Raw genomic sequence first — 15,173 nt, forward strand, 5'->3', positions numbered from 1 at the left:
CGCAGCGCCAGATCGGACGTCTCCGGTCAGCCGGCCTCGTCGGGCGTACGCGCCTCGATGGCCAGGGCGTGGATGTCGGTCTGCATCATCTCGCCCAGGGCGGCGTAGACCGCACGGTGGCGGGCCAGCGGCGCCTTGCCCGCGAACGCCGCGCTGGTGATCCGGACGGTGAAATGGCCCCGCCCATCGCGGGCGCCTTCATGCCCGGCATGCTTGTGGCTGTCGTCCAGCACATCCAGGGACAGCGGCTGCAGGGCGGATTCCAGCGCCGCTCGGATCCGCTCCGCCCGGCTCACGGCAGGACCTTGCGGAACGGACGGACGTCGACGCGGACGTAAACGCCAGCCGCCACGTACGGGTCGGCGTCGGCCCAGGCGCGCGCGTCCTCCAGGGAGTCGAATTCGGCGATCACGATGCTGCCGCTGAAGCCGGCCGGACCCGGGTCCTCGGCGTCGATCGCCGGACATGGCCCGGCCAACAGCAGCCGGCCGTCGTCGCGGAGGGCAATCAACCGGGCCAGATGTTCGGGGCGCGCGGCCAGTCGCTGGGCCAGGACGTCGGGGCCATCATGGCCTTCAATGGCATACCACATGGTGTTCACTCCGCAGGCGAAGTCTGAATTGTACTGGCGGTCCCGCCACCCGGCGCTGGACACCGTATGGGACAGGGCTTACCCTGTCCTCCATTGCACGGCCGGAAGCAGCGGCCCGTCCAGGGGAAGACCCGGCCACGCCGACCTCCCTGCCCCATCGAGGGATCACCGGGACGTTCGATTCGCTGCCCCCACCCGCCCGCGCCCGACGACCTCTCGCTGTCCGCCACCGCATCCCTGCGGTGAGCTTTGCTGGTTGCTGTAAGGGAAGCGTTCGCCCTGCGACGCATGATGATCTTGGTTGGTGCAATGCCGGTGCCGCGCCGTCCCTGCCGCGCGCAGGCCCGCATGATGATCCGCACGATGGCTGTTTCTTGATGAGCCCAGAACTCGCGTCCGACGCGAACCCACAAACCCCGACCACCCACCCACAGCAGCAGGAAATGCCGCTGGCGGTGGTGCATGGCCAGCCGGTGCTGCAGATCCCGCAGGACCTGTACATCCCGCCGGACGCGCTGGAGGTCATCCTCGACGCGTTCGAAGGTCCGCTGGACCTGCTGCTGTACCTGATCCGCCGGCAGAACCTGGACATCCTGGACATCCCCGTCGCCGAGATCACCCGGCAGTACGTGGACTACATCAACGTGATGCAGGAGCTGCGGTTCGAACTGGCCGCCGAGTACCTGCTGATGGCCGCCATCCTGGCCGAGATCAAGTCACGCATGCTGCTGCCGCGGCCGGTCAGCGAGGACGGCGAGGAAGGCGATCCGCGCGCCGAGCTGGTGCGCCGCCTGCAGGAGTACGAACGCTTCAAGCAGGCGGCCGAGGACCTGGACGCCCTGCCCCGCCAGGACCGCGATACCACGCCGGTGAGCGCAGACGTACCCGACCGGGCCGCGGTCAAGCTGCCGCCGCCGGTCGAGTTGAAGGAGATGCTGCTGGCGCTGCACGACGTGCTCAAGCGCGCCGAGCTGTTCACCGGCCACGCGATCAAGCGCGAGGCGCTCAGCGTGCGCCAGCGTATGGGCGACGTGCTGACGCGGCTGGAGGACGGCAGGTTCCACCGTTTCGAAAGCATGTTCACGCCCGAGGAAGGCAAGCTCGGCGTGCTGGTGACCTTCCTGGCCATGCTGGAACTGGCCAAGGAACAGTTGCTCGACATCGTGCAGGAAGCCCCGCTCGCCCCGATCTACATCAAGTCGCTGGCGCTGAACAACACCAACGAGCCGCTGCAGTTCTCCAGCGAGTTCGACGACAGCGACGCCGCCAACGACAGCCCGTGACGCGGCCGGGCCACACGCCCGCCGCCTTTCCGAACGACAGGACCGCATGGATCAATCGCTCATCAACCGCATCGTGGAGGCCGCCCTCATGGCCGCCACCCAGCCACTGACGCTGGCGCAGCTGCATGGCCTGTTCCCGGAGGAGGAACCGGCACCGGAAGGCAGCGTCGAGGCCGCCGTGCAGCAGCTGACGGACGCCTGTACCGACCGTGGCGTGGAGCTGGTCGAAGTGGCCTCCGGCTACCGCTACCAGGTCAAGGCCGACGTGCATGCCTGGGTCGCGCGCCTGTGGACGGAGCGCAAGACCAAGTACACCCGCGCCACGCTGGAAACGCTGGCCCTGATCGCGTACCGCCAGCCGATCACCCGCGGCGAGATCGAACAGGTCCGCGGCGTGGCGGTCAGCAGCAACATCATCCAGGCCCTGGAAGAACGCGAATGGATCCGCGTGGTCGGCCACCGCGACGTGCCGGGCAAGCCCGCGCTGTTCGGTACCACCAAGGGCTTCCTCGACTACTTCGGCCTGAAGCGCCTGGACGAACTGCCGCCGCTGTCCGAGCTGAAGGACATCGGCGAACTGGAACCGCAGCTGCCGCTGGATGGCGCGCCACTGCCGGTCAGCATCGCCAGCGGCGATGCCGTCGACGGCGCCCAGGACGAAAGCACGCCGGACGAAAGCACGGACGCCGCAGATGACGGCAACGACACGGACGACGGACAACAGAGCACCCCGGCATCGGGCGATGCCGACGAAGACACCGCATCTGATGACGCCGGCGGCGACGCCGACGATCACGATGAACCTCAACCCGAAGATGACGACGCCGCTGCTTCCGACCAGGAAGACCGGGCACCGTCGGAGCAGAAACAATGAGCAACACCCCCACCAAGAAAACCACCCTGGGCAAGCTGTCGCTGAAGCGCGGCGAAGGCGCCGAGACGCCGGACACCACCCGCCTGGAAGAGCGCCTGCACAAGGTGCTGGCGCAGGCCGGCCTGGGCTCGCGCCGCGCGCTGGAACAGCGCATCGCCGACGGCCTGGTCAAGGTCAACGGTGAAACCGCGCAGACCGGCATGTCGGTCAAGGGCGGCGACCGCGTCGAGCTGGACGGCAAGACCTTCGTCGCCAGCGCACTGACCGAGCCCTCGCGCGTACTGATCTACAACAAGCCGGAAGGCGAAGTCACCACCCGCGAAGACCCCGAAGGCCGCCCGACGATCTTCGAAGCGCTGCCGGCTCTCAAGGGCGCGCGCTGGATCGCGATCGGCCGCCTGGACATCAACACCACCGGCCTGCTGGTGCTGACCACCGACGGCGAACTCGCCAACGCGATGATGCACCCGTCGTACGAAGTCGAGCGCGAGTACGTCGTGCGCGTACGTGCGCCGGAAGGCCAGGAAAGCGTGCCGGACAACATCGTCGACCGCCTGCGCCGCGGCGTGGCACTGGACGACGGCCCGGCCAAGTTCGACGAGATCGAACGCATCGGCGGCACCGATTCGCACGACTGGTTCCGCGTGGTGGTCAAGGAAGGCCGCAACCGCGAGGTCCGTCGTCTGTGGGAATCGCAGGGCTGCCAGGTCAGCCGCCTGAAGCGCGTGCGCTACGGCAAGGTCAGCCTGCCGCAGCCGCTGCTCCGCGGCCAGACGCAGGAACTGCCGGACGCGCAGGTCGAAGCGCTGCGCAAGGACCTGGGCCTCGAAGTCGGCACACCCGCCGCGCTGACGCTGCAGCCGGTGATCGGCCAGCGCAAGGCCGCCAAGTCCACTGTGCACGTCGGTGGCGGCCGCAGCGGCAGTGCCTACGTCAACGGCCACAACAGCGCCGACGAAGGCCGCGAACTGCGCCGCTTCGACCACGTGCGCGAAGACCGCGGCCGCGGCCGCGGCAAGAAGCCGCACGGCGGCCTGACCGTCAGCGGCGAACAGGCGGCCAAGCAGTCGCAGCGCCCGTTCAAGCAGCGCACGCCGAAGGGTCCGAAGCCGTTGCCGGATGGCAACCCGGCCGCATTCCGCAGCTGGTACGTGCCGGACGGTGTCGATACCGGCCCGGCCGGCCACCGCAACGCCGGCCCCGGCGGCCCGAAGAAGCCTTATGGCGGCAAGCCGGGCGGTCGTCCTGGTGCCGGTGGCAAGCCGGGCGGTGGCGGCGCGGGCAAGCGCGGTCCGGGCGGCGGCCAGGGCGGCTTTGGCGGCGACCGCTTCGGCAATGATCGCGGTGCCGGTGCCGGCTTCGGTGCCGAGCGTGGTCCGCGTGGTGGCCAGGGTGCCGGCAAGCCGCAGCGTGCGGCGCGTCCGTACGGTCATCCCGCCAGTGCACCGAGTTTCCCCTCCGACCACGCCAACCCCGGCTTCAACCCGTACGGCCAGCAGCCGCGCGGCCCGCGTCCGCAGGGACGTCCCGGTGGCGGCGGCAATCGTCCGCAGCATGCAGGTCCGCGTCCCGGTCCCGGCGGCCGTCCTGCCGGTGGACGGGGTCCCGGCGGTCGTCCGGGCGGCGGTGGCCGGCCCGGTGGCGGCGGACAACGCGGCCCACGCGGTGGCGGCCACGGCTGAGCAACACGGAAGGCGCCCATGGGCGCCTTCTTTCTTTATGGATACGGATCGCCGCTGACTTCATGGCGACTTCATCGCGACTCCCCGCATCGCCGGCACGCTGCCCACCATTCCCTGATGGAGCGCATGCCCGAAGATGCAGGACAACCGCTATGACGTGATCGTGGTCGGCGCCGGATTCGCCGGTCTCGCCTGCGCGTACGAACTCGCCACCCAAGGTCTTCGTGTCTGCGTCATCGACCGCAAGCAGGACCTCGGTGAACGCATGCACACCACCGGCATCCTGGTACAAGAAGCCTGCGATGCACCGCTGCTTGCAGGGCTGCCGCCCTCCTTGCTGCGCGCCGTTCCGCATGTCCGCCTGTACGCCCCGAACCTGCGCAGCGTCCGACTGGGCGCCGAAGGCTACCGCTTCTACACCACCGACACGCCCGCACTGATGCGCTGGCTGGGTGAGCGCGTGGAAGCGTGCGGCGTCGAGCTGCGGCGCGGACAGGCGTTCCGCAACGCGGTACGCACGCAGACAGGCTGGGCGGCGGATGGTGTGGGCCACACACGGATCCTCGTCGGTGCGGACGGCGCGCGATCGCGGGTCGCACAACGGCTCGGCCTGGGCCAGGTGACGCAGTTCCTCTACGGCGTGGAGTACGAATTCGACGGCATGGCGTTGCGCGAACCCGATGCCCTGCACTGCTTCATCAGCAAGCGCTTCGCCCCCGGCTATCTGGGCTGGGTGGCGCAGACGCCGACCGGCGTGCAAGCGGGGCTCGCGCGTCGGCACCGCCCGGGCAAGGCTATCGCCCCCGACATGGCCGGCTTCCTGCACCACGTCGCCTCGATGACCGGGCTGCCGACCGCCCGCGCGCCGGACAGCATCCGCGCCGGCCTGATCCCCTGCGGCGGTCCGGTACGACCGGCGCAGCGCGACGACGTGGTGCTGACCGGCGATGCAGCGGGCATGGTGTCGCCGCTGACGGCGGGCGGCATCCATGCCGGCCTGCGCCACGGTGCCGGCGTGGGTCGGATGCTCGCGCGCCGGCTGCTGCACGACGCGACGCCGGCACCGGCATGGCCGTCGGCGGTACCCGGCTTCGGCTTCAAGCGCCTGCTGCGCTGGGCGTTCGATCATGGCCAGTTCGACCTGCCCGTGGATCTGCTGCTGACGGCGCGTCCCGTGCGTCGCGCAGTCGAACAACTGTGCTTCCACCAGCGCGGCGACACGGCGCCCGATGCGGCAGACAGGCATTGAGCACGATCAAGGGCCGGCCGGTGCCGGTCGGCTACAATGGCGCGTCGCTTCAATCGCCCACATCCCCCATGTCCTCTGCGTTCGGCACCGAGACGGTGCTCGACGTCCGTCACTGGACGGACGCCTACTTCAGCTTCACCACCACCCGCGACGACGGTTTCCGCTTCGAGAACGGCCAGTTCGTGATGATCGGACTGGAGGTCAATGGCAAGCCGCTGCTGCGCGCCTACTCGATCGCCAGCGCCAACTGGGAAGAGCAGCTCGAGTTCTTCAGCATCAAGGTGCAGAACGGCCCGCTGACCTCCCGCCTGCAGCACATCAAACCCGGCGACAGCGTACTGATCGGGCGCAAGCCCACCGGCACGCTGCTGATCAGCGACCTGCACCCCGGCCGCAACCTGTACCTGCTGGGCACCGGCACCGGCCTGGCGCCGTGGCTGTCGGTGATCAAGGACCCGGAAACCTACGAGCGCTTCGACAAGGTCATCCTGACCCACGGCGTGCGCCATGCCGACGACCTGGCCTACCGCGACTACTTCGAGAAGGAACTGCCGCAGCACGAGTTCCTCGGCGAGACCATCCGGGAGAAGCTGCTGTACTACCCGGCCGTGACCCGCGAGGACTTCGTCCACCAGGGTCGCCTGACCGACCTGATGGCCAGCGGCGCGATGATGGACAGCCTCGGCATCGACGCCCTGGATCCGGAACACGACCGCGCGATGATCTGCGGCAGCCCGCAGATGCTGGCCGATTTCCGCGAACTGCTGGACGGCCGCGGCTTCACCGCCGCACCGCGCATCGGCACGGCTGGCCAGTACGTGTTCGAACGGGCATTCGTCGAGAAGTAGTTGCCGCTCGCCCCATGGATGCGGCGGGTGCTACGCTGCGCCCACGACGTCCTGGGGAGGACACACCGTGATCCGGAATCTGCTGCTGGCCGCACTGCTGGCCCTGGCGCCCTGCGCGTATGCGGGCGATGCCGTCAAACAACCCGGCATCGGCGACGTGCCTCCGCCCATCGCCATGAAGGATCGCAAGGGCAACGCCGTCGACCTCGATGCGCTCAAAGGCAAGGTCGTCGTCGTGACGTTCTGGGCATCGTGGTGCGGACCGTGCCGGCGCGAACTGCCGATGCTCGGACACGTACAGAAGCTGGTCGGCCGCGAGCACCTGGAAGTCATCGCGATCAACATGAAGGAGTCGCGCGAAGACTATACGAGCGTGCTGCGCGCCAACAAGGACCTCGACCTCACCTTCGTCCACGACGTCCGCGGCATCGTCACCGACCGCTACGGCGTCACCGCCCTGCCCAACATGTTCATCATCGGACAGGACGGCCTGATCGTCCGCACCCACCGGGGCTATTCCGAAGCGGTGCTGGAGTCTTTCGCCAAGGAACTGCTCGCCCTGTTGCCCGAAGAGGCGTTGCAGGGCCGCGCGCCGCCGCGCAGCCCATAGCCTGGCCAACGCGCGCGTACACGCGCCCCTCGCACGGTCGCGGGTAGTCTCGGCGCATCAGCAAGGGGAAATGACGATGGCGGTGCGCAGATGGGCCATGGCGTTACTGGTTGCGGTCGCGCTCGCCGGCTGCCTGGCCGCGGTCAATCCGCAGGCGCCGGTGCCGCAAGCGCTGCTCCCGGCGGATGAAACACCCTCGCGCCTGGTCGTGGTGCTGCCGGGGCGCGGCGACGACATCCAGGCATTGCGCGAGAGCGGCATCGCCGACGCCATCCAGTCGGCCTGGCCCGATGCCGATGTCGTCCTCACCGGGCTTGGCTTCGGCTACTACATGCAGGGACGCGCGCCGCAGCGGCTTCACGATGAAGTGATCGTGCCGGCACGTGCGCGCGGCTATCGCGAGATCTGGCTGACGGGTGCCTCCATGGGTGGCATGGGCGCGCTGATGTACGACCGCGCCTATCCCGGCGATGCCGACGGCCTCGTGCTGCTTGCCCCCTACCTGGGCGATCGCACGCTGGTGGAAGAAATCAGCGCGCGCGGGCTGGCACAGTGGGATGCGGGCCCGGTGCCCGCCGAGGTGGATGCCGGCAACTACCAGCGCGAACTGTGGCGCCACCTGCAAGGCTGGCGCCACGATCCGGCGCGCACCCGCTCGGTCTGGCTGGGCTACGGTGCAGGAGATCGGCTGGCGAAGGCGATGCCGCCGCTGGCCGGGCTGCTGCCGGAAGACCATGTGGTCGTGGCGGAAGGCGGACACGCATGGACGGTGTGGTCACCGTTGACCCAGCGCATGCTCACGACGGCGGGCCCGATGCGCCTGGACGCTCAACGCTCGCCGTAGCGCAGCCAGCGGACGGCAGCGTCTTCATCTGGGAACACGCGGGCATCGAATCCGTTCTCGTTGGCCAGCAGACCCGCGAACTCCACTTCGGGTAGCTGCTCGGCGTGCTTCTCGACATACGCGATGCGCACCGCTTCCATGCCCTGACCCCGCATGGCCTGCACGAACTGCAGCAACTGCTCGGGGGGCGGCGGCAAGCCATCCATGTCGTCGACCACCAGCAGGCCGGATGGCGACAGCCTGCGAACCTCTTCGGCAATGGTCCGCCAGTACGCCAGGGTGGTCTCCAACGTGCCGTTGGTACCGGTCACCCAGGCGCGCAGGCCGTAGTCGGTCGTGCCGAACTCGATATGGAACAACCGCGCCTCCGCACCGCCCATGCCGTCGCGCTCAGCCCAGTGCGGACCGGATATCCCCGGCAAGCGATTCCGGCGTGTCCGTGGGTGCATAGCGCTTGATCACCTTGCCGTCGCGGCCGACGAGGAACTTGCTGAAGTTCCACTTGATCGCGCTGATGCCCAGCAGCCCGCTCTTCTCCTGCTTCAGCCACTTCCACAGCGGATGCGCGTCGTTGCCGTTGACGTCGATCTTGGCGAACATCGGGAACGTCACGTCGTAGTTCAGCGAGCAGAAGCTGCGGATCTCGGCCTCGTCGCCCGGCTCCTGGTGCCCGAACTGGTCGCAGGGGAAGCCCAGCACGACCAGGCCCTGCGGGCCGAACTCGCGCCACAACGCCTCCAGTCCGGTGTACTGCGGCGTGAAGCCGCACTTGGACGCCACGTTGACGATCAACAGGGCCTTGCCCTGGTACTCGGACAGCGAACGCTCGCGACCATCGAGGTCCTGGGCGGAGAAATCGTAGGCGGTGGTCATCAGGCTCTCCCGGAAAGGCGCTATCAGACACCCACGGCGCCGACAGGGCAAGGTTCCTCCGACGGGATGGGCAGGCGGCTGACGATCGGCTAACGTGGCGCCCGTACCGGTCCATGGACGCCTCCATGCAAGCCGCCGATCCCGCCAGCCACGCCAACCTCTACATCCACGTCCGCATCCTGCTGGGGATGGTCGTGGGCCTCGGCCTGACCCACCTGCTGCGCCATGCGGCGCGCATCATCGAGCGTCCGCGCGCGCATGCGGTGTACGCAGTGCACCTGCTCTGGGCCGGCTTCATGTTCGTCTACCTGCTGCACTTCTGGTGGTGGCAGTTCAGCCTGTCGCACCAGGCGCACTGGAATTTCAATCTGTACCTGTACGTCACCCTCTACGCCTTGCTGCTGTACCTGCTGTGCGCACTGGTGTTCCCCGAATCGCTGACCGACGGCGTCGGCTACCGGGATTACTACTACGGACGGCGGCGCTGGTTCTTCGGCCTGCTGGCGATGATGTTCGTGGTCGACGTCGGCGACACGTTGATCAAGGGCACGGCCTACCTGCAGCAGCTCGGGCCGGAGTACTGGGTCCGCAACACGGTGTTCGTACTCGCGAGTCTGGTTGCCGCCGCCACGCGCAACCCGCGCTTCCACGGCGTGTTCGCCGTGACGGCGCTGCTGTACGAACTGTCGTGGATCTGGCGACGCTACGAGATCCTGGTCTAGTTGTTCCCGCCGTTGTGGGAGCGACGTCAGTCGCGAACCCGCCGCAGTGGATACCCGATCGCGACTGACGTCGCTCCCACAACATCATTCACTCACCGCGCCGGCTGCACCTTGATGGCCGGCGCGAACGGCGCGATCCCCAGCGCGTCGTGGATCTCGGCCGGGTAGTAGGCGCGACCGTCCTTGATGACCAGCGCCAGTTTGCGGATGTCGGCGATGTCCTTGGTCGGATCGCCGTCGACCAGCACCAGGTCCGCGCGCTTGCCGGCCACGATGGAACCGGCGTCGTCCAGCGTGCGGCTGTACTTCGCGCCATTCCAGGTCGCCACCTGCAGCGCCTGCGCCGGGGTCAGTCCCGCCTGCACGTACAGTTCGAGCTCGCGCTGCAGGGTGAAGCCGGGCAGTTCGTCGGTGCCCGCCACCAGCGGCACGCCGGCGCGGTACATGCGACCGGTGAACTCGACCAGCTTGTCGAAGCTGCGCTTGTAGCGCGCCCCGGTGGCATCGTCGGGGATGTCCATCTCCGCTGCGCGGCGACCACGCTGCACGTCCGGCGGCAGATGGTCGGCGACATCGGCGACGATCGGCGACAACTGGCCTTCGCGCTGGTGGATGAACTCGAAGGTTGCCAGTGTGGGGTCGATGACGATCTGCTTCTGCGCCAGCAGTGCGATGAAGTCCTGCACCGGCTTGCTGTCGAAATCCAGCGCGTCGGTCCTGTCCGCCACCAGGTAGAAGCGCGCGAGCGTGCGCGTATCGGTCTCCGGGGTGACGAAGAAGTTCAGCATCACCTGGTTGATGTGCTGGATCTCGTCGTAGCCCTGCTCCACCACGTCCTGCGCGCGCAGGAACGCCGGCACATGGCCGCTGACGCGGATGCCGCGCTGGTGCGCGTAGGCGGTGGTGTCGCGCAGGATCTCCTTGGGGAAGGAGTTGTAGATCTTGATCTGCGGATAGCCGTGCTCGGCGTACCAGTCGATCGCCTGCTTCGCGCCGGCCAGGTCCTTCACAACGAACCCGCCCTGCGAGGAATGCGGGCTCTGGCCTTCGATGTAGCCGGCGGGGATCACCCGCGGATGCATCAACGTACCGTCCTTCTCTTCCGCCATCAGCTGCTGCAGCGTAGCGTTGTCATTGCCCATGTCGCGCGCGCTGGTCACGCCTGCGGCCAGGTGCAGCCCGCCTTCCCAGGCGCCGGCGTGCACGTGCATGTCGTACAGCCCCGGCAGCAGTACACGATTGCCCGCATCGACCACGTTGTCGGCAGCAACCCTCGACTGGCCGACCGGCGAGACAGACAGGATCCTGCCGTCTCGCACGACGACATCCGAGGCCGCGCCCAGCACGGCCTTCTCGCTGTCGAACACGCGGGCATTGCGGATCAGCGTCGTACCCGGCAACGGATGCGCCAGGCGCTGCTGCAGCGCCACCAGCGCTTCGCGCTCGGCGGTCTTCTGGCGCGCTTCGAGCGCATTGGCGCTGCCCTGCCAGCCATCCTCGATCAGCTGCAGGAACCCGGGATAGATGTAGGCGAACAGGCGCGGTTCGGCGCCACGCGTGACCCAGACGAAGCTGGGCGTGAAGCCGATGCCCGTGAGCGCCAGCAGGTCGACCGTCTGCATCTTCTTGCCGCTGGTGATGTCCATCGACGCGACGATGCGCTGCGTCAGCGTGCCGCTCGGCACCAGCGGCAGCTTCCCGTCGGGCCGCTTGGCCAGCGCTGCCAGCGCCACCGACATCGACGCCGGCGTGCCGCCCAGCGGCGTGTAGAGCGCGGTGCCGGTGAAGGCATGCTTGCCGCTGTCGGAGGTGCTCTTCCACGTGCCGGTGTCGCCGTCGCGCGTGAACGTCTCATCCACCGGCGCACCGAACGTCGAGGCGCCCTTGACCTGATAACGATCATAGGTGCCATCCGCCCGCAGCCGGAATTCCTCCTTCAATTCCGGCCCGCGTCCGTTGTCCTTGAAGATGAAGTCCACGCGGGTGGTGCCGTCGTCGCCTACGCTGACGGTCTGCTCACCGGCCTGCTTGCCGCCGTCGACCAGCGCGACGTACTTCAGGGTCTCGGCGGCCAGCGCCGACGGGGCCAGCAACAACGCGCAACAGAAGGCAAGGACAGGCTTCACAGGACTCTCCGGCAGGGGCGAAAGCGCCATTCTGCCGCAGCTTGGGGGCGCCTCCCGGCCGCTCGCCCATGCCTTTCGTCATGGGTCCCCGCTTTCCCCCCTGGGTTACCCTTGGGAATCCACCTTTGTAAGGACGTAGCGCTCCATGACCACCCGCCTCGCCATCGCGCTTGCCGCGACCCTCGGACTCGCCATGCCCGCCTACAGCCAGGCCGCCACGCCGGCCACCCAGACCGCCCAGGCGGCCAATCCCTTCTTCGCCGAAAGCCCGCTGCCGCTGCACTACCCGCAGTTCGACAAGATCAAGGACAGCGATTTCGCCCCCGCCTTCGACGCCGGCATGACCGAGCAGTTGAAGGAGATCGACGCGATCGCCAACAACACCGCGGCGCCGACGTTCGACAACACCATCATCGCGCTGGAGAAGTCCGGTCAGGTGCTGGACCGCGCCACCACGGTGTTCTTCAACCTGGTCGGCACCGACACCAACGACGCCCGCAACAAGCTGCGCGCCGACTACTCCGCCAAGTTCGCCGCGCACGGCGACGCCATCAGCCTCAATCCCAAGCTGTTCGCCCGCATCAAGGCGCTGTTCGACAAGCGCACCACGCTGGGCCTGGACGCGCAGGGCGTGCGCCTGATCGAGCGTTACCACACCAGCTTCGTGCGCTCCGGCGCCAACCTCAACGATGCCGACAAGGCGACGTTGAAGACGATGAACGCCGAACTCGCCTCGCTGGGCACGCAGTTCAGCGACTTCGTGCTGAAGGAAGTCAATGCCTCGGCCATCGTGGTCGATGACGTGAAGCAGCTCGACGGCTTCACCCCCGGCCAGATCGCCACCGCGGCCGAAGCCGCCAAGAAGCGCGGCCATGAAGGCAAGTACGTGCTGACCCTGCTCAACACCACCGGTCAGCCGCCGGAGTCGCAGCTGACCAACCGTGCGCTGCGCCAGCGCCTGCACGAGGCCTCGGTCGCACGCGGCAGCCGCGGCGGCGAGTTCGATACCACCGCGCTGGTCTCGCGCATCATGAAGCTGCGCGCCGACCGCGCGAAGCTGTTGGGCTACCCCAACCATGCCGCCTACGGCCTGGAAGACCAGACCGCGCGCACGCCGGAAGCCGTCAACGCGATGCTGGGCAAGCTGGCCCCGGCCGCCGTGGCCAACGCCAAGCGCGAGGCCGCCGACCTGCAGGCGATGATCGACCAGGAACAGAAGGCCAAGGGTCAGCCGACGTTCCAGCTGGAACCGTGGGACTGGGCGTTCTACAGCGAGAAGGTGCGCGCGGCGAAGTACAACTTCGACGAATCGCAGCTCAAGCCCTACTTCGAGATGAAGAACGTGCTGGAGAACGGCGTGTTCTTCGCCGCCACCCAGCTCTATGGCCTGACCTTCAAGGAGCGCACCGACCTGCCGAAGTACCACGCCGACACCTGGACCTACGACGTGTTCAACGCCGACGGGTCGCAGCTGGCGATCTTCATCTTCGATCCGTACGCGCGCGACTCCAAGCGCGGCGGCGCGTGGATGAACTCGTATGTCTCGCAGTCGGGCCTGAGCGGCGACAAGCCGGTGGTGGCCAACCACCTGAACGTGCCGAAGCCGCCGGCCGGCGAGCCGACGCTGATGACGTGGGATGAAGTGACCACCACGTTCCACGAGTTCGGCCACGCGCTGCACGGCATGTTCTCCGACGTGAAGTACCCCTACTTCAGTGGCACCAGCGTGCCGCGCGACTTCGTCGAGTACCCGTCGCAGGTCAACGAGATGTGGGCCGACTGGCCGTCGATCCTGGCCAACTACGCCAAGCACTACCAGACCGGCGCGCCGCTGCCGCAGGCGCTGCTGGACAAGGTGATCGCCGCCTCCAAGTTCAACGAAGGCTTCAAGACCACCGAGTACCTGGGTGCCGCCATGCTGGACCAGCGCTGGCACCAGATCACCGCCGACCAGGTGCCCGCCGCCGACGGCGTGATGAAGTTCGAGGCCGCCGCGCTGGCCGCCGACGGCATCAACTACGCGCCGGTGCCGCCGCGCTACAAGACGCCCTACTTCAGCCACATCATGGGCGGCTATTCGGCGGGCTACTACGCCTACATCTGGTCGGAAGTGCTGGACGCCAACAGCGTGGAATGGTTCAAGAACAACGGCGGCCTGAAGCGCGAGAACGGCGACCACTTCCGCAAGACGCTGCTGTCGCAGGGCGGCAGCCAGGATGCGATGAAGCTGTTCCGCGACTTCGCCGGCCACGACCCGAAGATCGAGCCGCTGCTGGAGAAGCGTGGCCTGACCGCACCGGCCAGCGCCGCACCGGCAACCGCGCCGAAGACGACCCGCTGATCGTCACCGCGACACCTCGTTGATCGTCCGCCACGCCACCTTCGGGTGGCGTGGCTGTTTCAGGAGGTCGCAGACGTGCGCAGGACGTCGCGGGTTTTCCACAGGGCATGTGGATGGACGCTGCACGAACCTGTGGATAACCGCCGCGCGGCCTTGTGCCGCGGGCCTGTCAAGAAGGGTGGCGGATTTTTCGCCACCGCTGCACGGCATCGGGTCCGGCTTGGCGGACCCTGCGATCAGGCATCGAAGGCCTTGCCCAGCGCCGCATAGGCCTCGCGCTGCGCGTCGGTTTCCGCACGTGGCGCCGTGACTTCGAGTTCGACGATCTGGTCGCCCGCCGGCGTGCCCGGCAAGCCGCGTCCCCGCAACCTCAGCTTGCGGCCGGTATCCGAATCGGCCGGGATCTTCAGTTCCACCGCGCCGCCCAGCGTGGGCACGCTCAGCGTCGCGCCGAGCGCGGCCTGCCAGGGCGCCAGCGCCAGCACGTGGATGATGTTGCGGCCGTCCACCTCGAACTGCGGATGCGGCGCGTACTCCACTTCCAGCAGCAGGTTGCCCCCTTGCGTGCCCTGCCCGGCCAGGCGGATCACCTGTCCGGGCCTGACGCCCTTCGGTACCTTCACGTCGAGCTGCTTGCCGTTGACGTTGACGCGCACGCTGCCGCCGTCATGCACCGCCTGCAGCGGCACGGCGAGCTTGGCGCGCGAGTCACGCGAAGGCTGCGGACCGCGCGGCGCGGCCTGTTCCGCCCGCGCACGACGGCCGAACAGGCCCTCGAAGAAGTCGCTGAAGCCGCCACTGCCGCCACCGGCGCCCCCGAAGATCTCTTCGTAGTCGAAATCCTGCCCGCCCGGCCCGCCGCGCCCGAAATCCGGCGGTGGGCGGAACTCCTCGCCCGGCCGATAGCCGCGCGCGCGCAACTGGTCGTAGGCCGCGCGCTTCTGCGGATCGCGCAACGCCTCGTAGGCCTCGTTGACGGCCTTGAACTGGTCCTCGGCGCCCGGCTCCTTGCTGACGTCCGGGTGGTACTTGCGGGCCAGCCGCCGGTACGCGGTCTTGATCTCCGCATCGCCGGCAGAGGGCTCGACGCCCAGCACCGCGTAGTAATCCTTGAACTGCATGCGCTCTC

Annotated in this window: 14 protein-coding genes and 1 pseudogene; 9 read left to right on the forward strand and 6 right to left on the reverse strand. The window is 68.1% G+C overall.

Annotation, left to right across the window (positions count from 1 at the left end; all coding sequences use genetic code 11):
• Positions 1 to 26 precede the first annotated feature (26 nt).
• Both ACSQ1W_RS10195 and ACSQ1W_RS10200 read right to left on the reverse strand, forming a co-directional pair.
• Positions 27 to 296 (reverse strand): BolA family protein, encoded by a 270-nt coding sequence (locus tag ACSQ1W_RS10195; RefSeq protein ID WP_436043260.1) that lies wholly within the window; start codon positions 294 to 296, stop codon positions 27 to 29.
• On the reverse strand, positions 293 to 592 hold the full coding sequence (locus ACSQ1W_RS10200; protein WP_192267626.1) for a YciI family protein: 300 nt from the start codon (positions 590 to 592) through the stop codon (positions 293 to 295). The genes ACSQ1W_RS10195 and ACSQ1W_RS10200 overlap by 4 nt, the downstream gene beginning before the upstream one ends.
• 377 nt (positions 593 to 969) lie before the next feature.
• Here ACSQ1W_RS10200 and ACSQ1W_RS10205 point away from each other — a divergent pair, with 377 nt between their 5' ends.
• The 7 genes and pseudogenes from ACSQ1W_RS10205 to ACSQ1W_RS10235 all read left to right on the forward strand — a co-directional run bounded on the left by ACSQ1W_RS10205 (position 970) and on the right by ACSQ1W_RS10235 (position 7,982).
• The gene (locus tag ACSQ1W_RS10205) at positions 970 to 1,875 is read left to right on the forward strand and encodes a segregation and condensation protein A (RefSeq protein ID WP_192267624.1); all 906 of its coding nucleotides are present in this window, start codon (positions 970 to 972) and stop codon (positions 1,873 to 1,875) included.
• Between the two features lie 46 nt (positions 1,876 to 1,921).
• Positions 1,922 to 2,740, forward strand: a pseudogene (gene scpB, locus ACSQ1W_RS10210) (SMC-Scp complex subunit ScpB); the annotation flags it as partial.
• A 5-nt stretch (positions 2,741 to 2,745) separates the two neighbouring features.
• Positions 2,746 to 4,431 carry a pseudouridine synthase gene (locus ACSQ1W_RS10215; protein ID WP_436043263.1) on the forward strand — a complete coding sequence of 562 codons (1,686 nt, stop codon included), beginning with the start codon at positions 2,746 to 2,748 and terminating at the stop codon, positions 4,429 to 4,431.
• A 136-nt stretch (positions 4,432 to 4,567) separates the two neighbouring features.
• Positions 4,568 to 5,680 (forward strand): NAD(P)/FAD-dependent oxidoreductase, encoded by a 1,113-nt coding sequence (locus tag ACSQ1W_RS10220; protein WP_436043265.1) that lies wholly within the window; start codon positions 4,568 to 4,570, stop codon positions 5,678 to 5,680.
• Positions 5,681 to 5,748: 68 nt separating this feature from the next.
• The gene (locus tag ACSQ1W_RS10225) at positions 5,749 to 6,528 is read left to right on the forward strand and encodes a ferredoxin--NADP reductase (protein WP_192267618.1); all 780 of its coding nucleotides are present in this window, start codon (positions 5,749 to 5,751) and stop codon (positions 6,526 to 6,528) included.
• Between the two features lie 67 nt (positions 6,529 to 6,595).
• Positions 6,596 to 7,138, forward strand: a complete 543-nt coding sequence (locus ACSQ1W_RS10230; protein WP_192267616.1) for a redoxin family protein — start codon at positions 6,596 to 6,598, stop codon at positions 7,136 to 7,138.
• Between the two features lie 97 nt (positions 7,139 to 7,235).
• Entirely contained in the window at positions 7,236 to 7,982 is a 747-nt protein-coding gene (locus tag ACSQ1W_RS10235; protein WP_436043267.1) for an alpha/beta hydrolase, read from the forward strand.
• On the opposite strand, the gene ACSQ1W_RS10240 is transcribed toward ACSQ1W_RS10235, so the two are convergent.
• Entirely contained in the window at positions 7,967 to 8,404 is a 438-nt protein-coding gene (locus tag ACSQ1W_RS10240) for a hypothetical protein (RefSeq protein ID WP_436043269.1), read from the reverse strand. The two genes, ACSQ1W_RS10235 and ACSQ1W_RS10240, sit on opposite strands and share 16 nt — an antisense overlap.
• The gene (locus tag ACSQ1W_RS10245) at positions 8,373 to 8,855 is read right to left on the reverse strand and encodes a glutathione peroxidase (RefSeq protein WP_192267610.1); all 483 of its coding nucleotides are present in this window, start codon (positions 8,853 to 8,855) and stop codon (positions 8,373 to 8,375) included. The genes ACSQ1W_RS10240 and ACSQ1W_RS10245 overlap by 32 nt, the downstream gene beginning before the upstream one ends.
• 125 nt (positions 8,856 to 8,980) lie before the next feature.
• On the opposite strand from ACSQ1W_RS10245, the gene ACSQ1W_RS10250 reads away from it, so the two are divergent.
• Complete coding sequence (locus ACSQ1W_RS10250; RefSeq protein ID WP_436043271.1) at positions 8,981 to 9,577, forward strand: hypothetical protein; 597 nt, start codon at positions 8,981 to 8,983, stop codon at positions 9,575 to 9,577.
• 92 nt (positions 9,578 to 9,669) lie between these two features.
• Here the strand turns inward: ACSQ1W_RS10250 and ACSQ1W_RS10255 are convergent, their stop codons facing one another.
• On the reverse strand, positions 9,670 to 11,703 hold the full coding sequence (locus ACSQ1W_RS10255) for an amidohydrolase family protein (RefSeq protein WP_436043273.1): 2,034 nt from the start codon (positions 11,701 to 11,703) through the stop codon (positions 9,670 to 9,672).
• 145 nt (positions 11,704 to 11,848) lie between these two features.
• Between ACSQ1W_RS10255 and ACSQ1W_RS10260 the strand changes: the two genes are divergently transcribed.
• Positions 11,849 to 14,044, forward strand: coding sequence for a M3 family metallopeptidase (locus ACSQ1W_RS10260; RefSeq protein WP_436043274.1), 2,196 nt, complete (start codon positions 11,849 to 11,851; stop codon positions 14,042 to 14,044).
• A gap of 236 nt (positions 14,045 to 14,280) precedes the next feature.
• On the opposite strand, the gene ACSQ1W_RS10265 is transcribed toward ACSQ1W_RS10260, so the two are convergent.
• On the reverse strand, positions 14,281 to 15,165 hold the full coding sequence (locus ACSQ1W_RS10265; RefSeq protein ID WP_436043276.1) for a DnaJ C-terminal domain-containing protein: 885 nt from the start codon (positions 15,163 to 15,165) through the stop codon (positions 14,281 to 14,283).
• Positions 15,166 to 15,173: the final 8 nt, after the last annotated feature.

Source organism: Pseudoxanthomonas sp. LjRoot143 (assembly GCF_964252945.1).
Lineage (GTDB): Bacteria > Pseudomonadota > Gammaproteobacteria > Xanthomonadales > Xanthomonadaceae > Pseudoxanthomonas_A.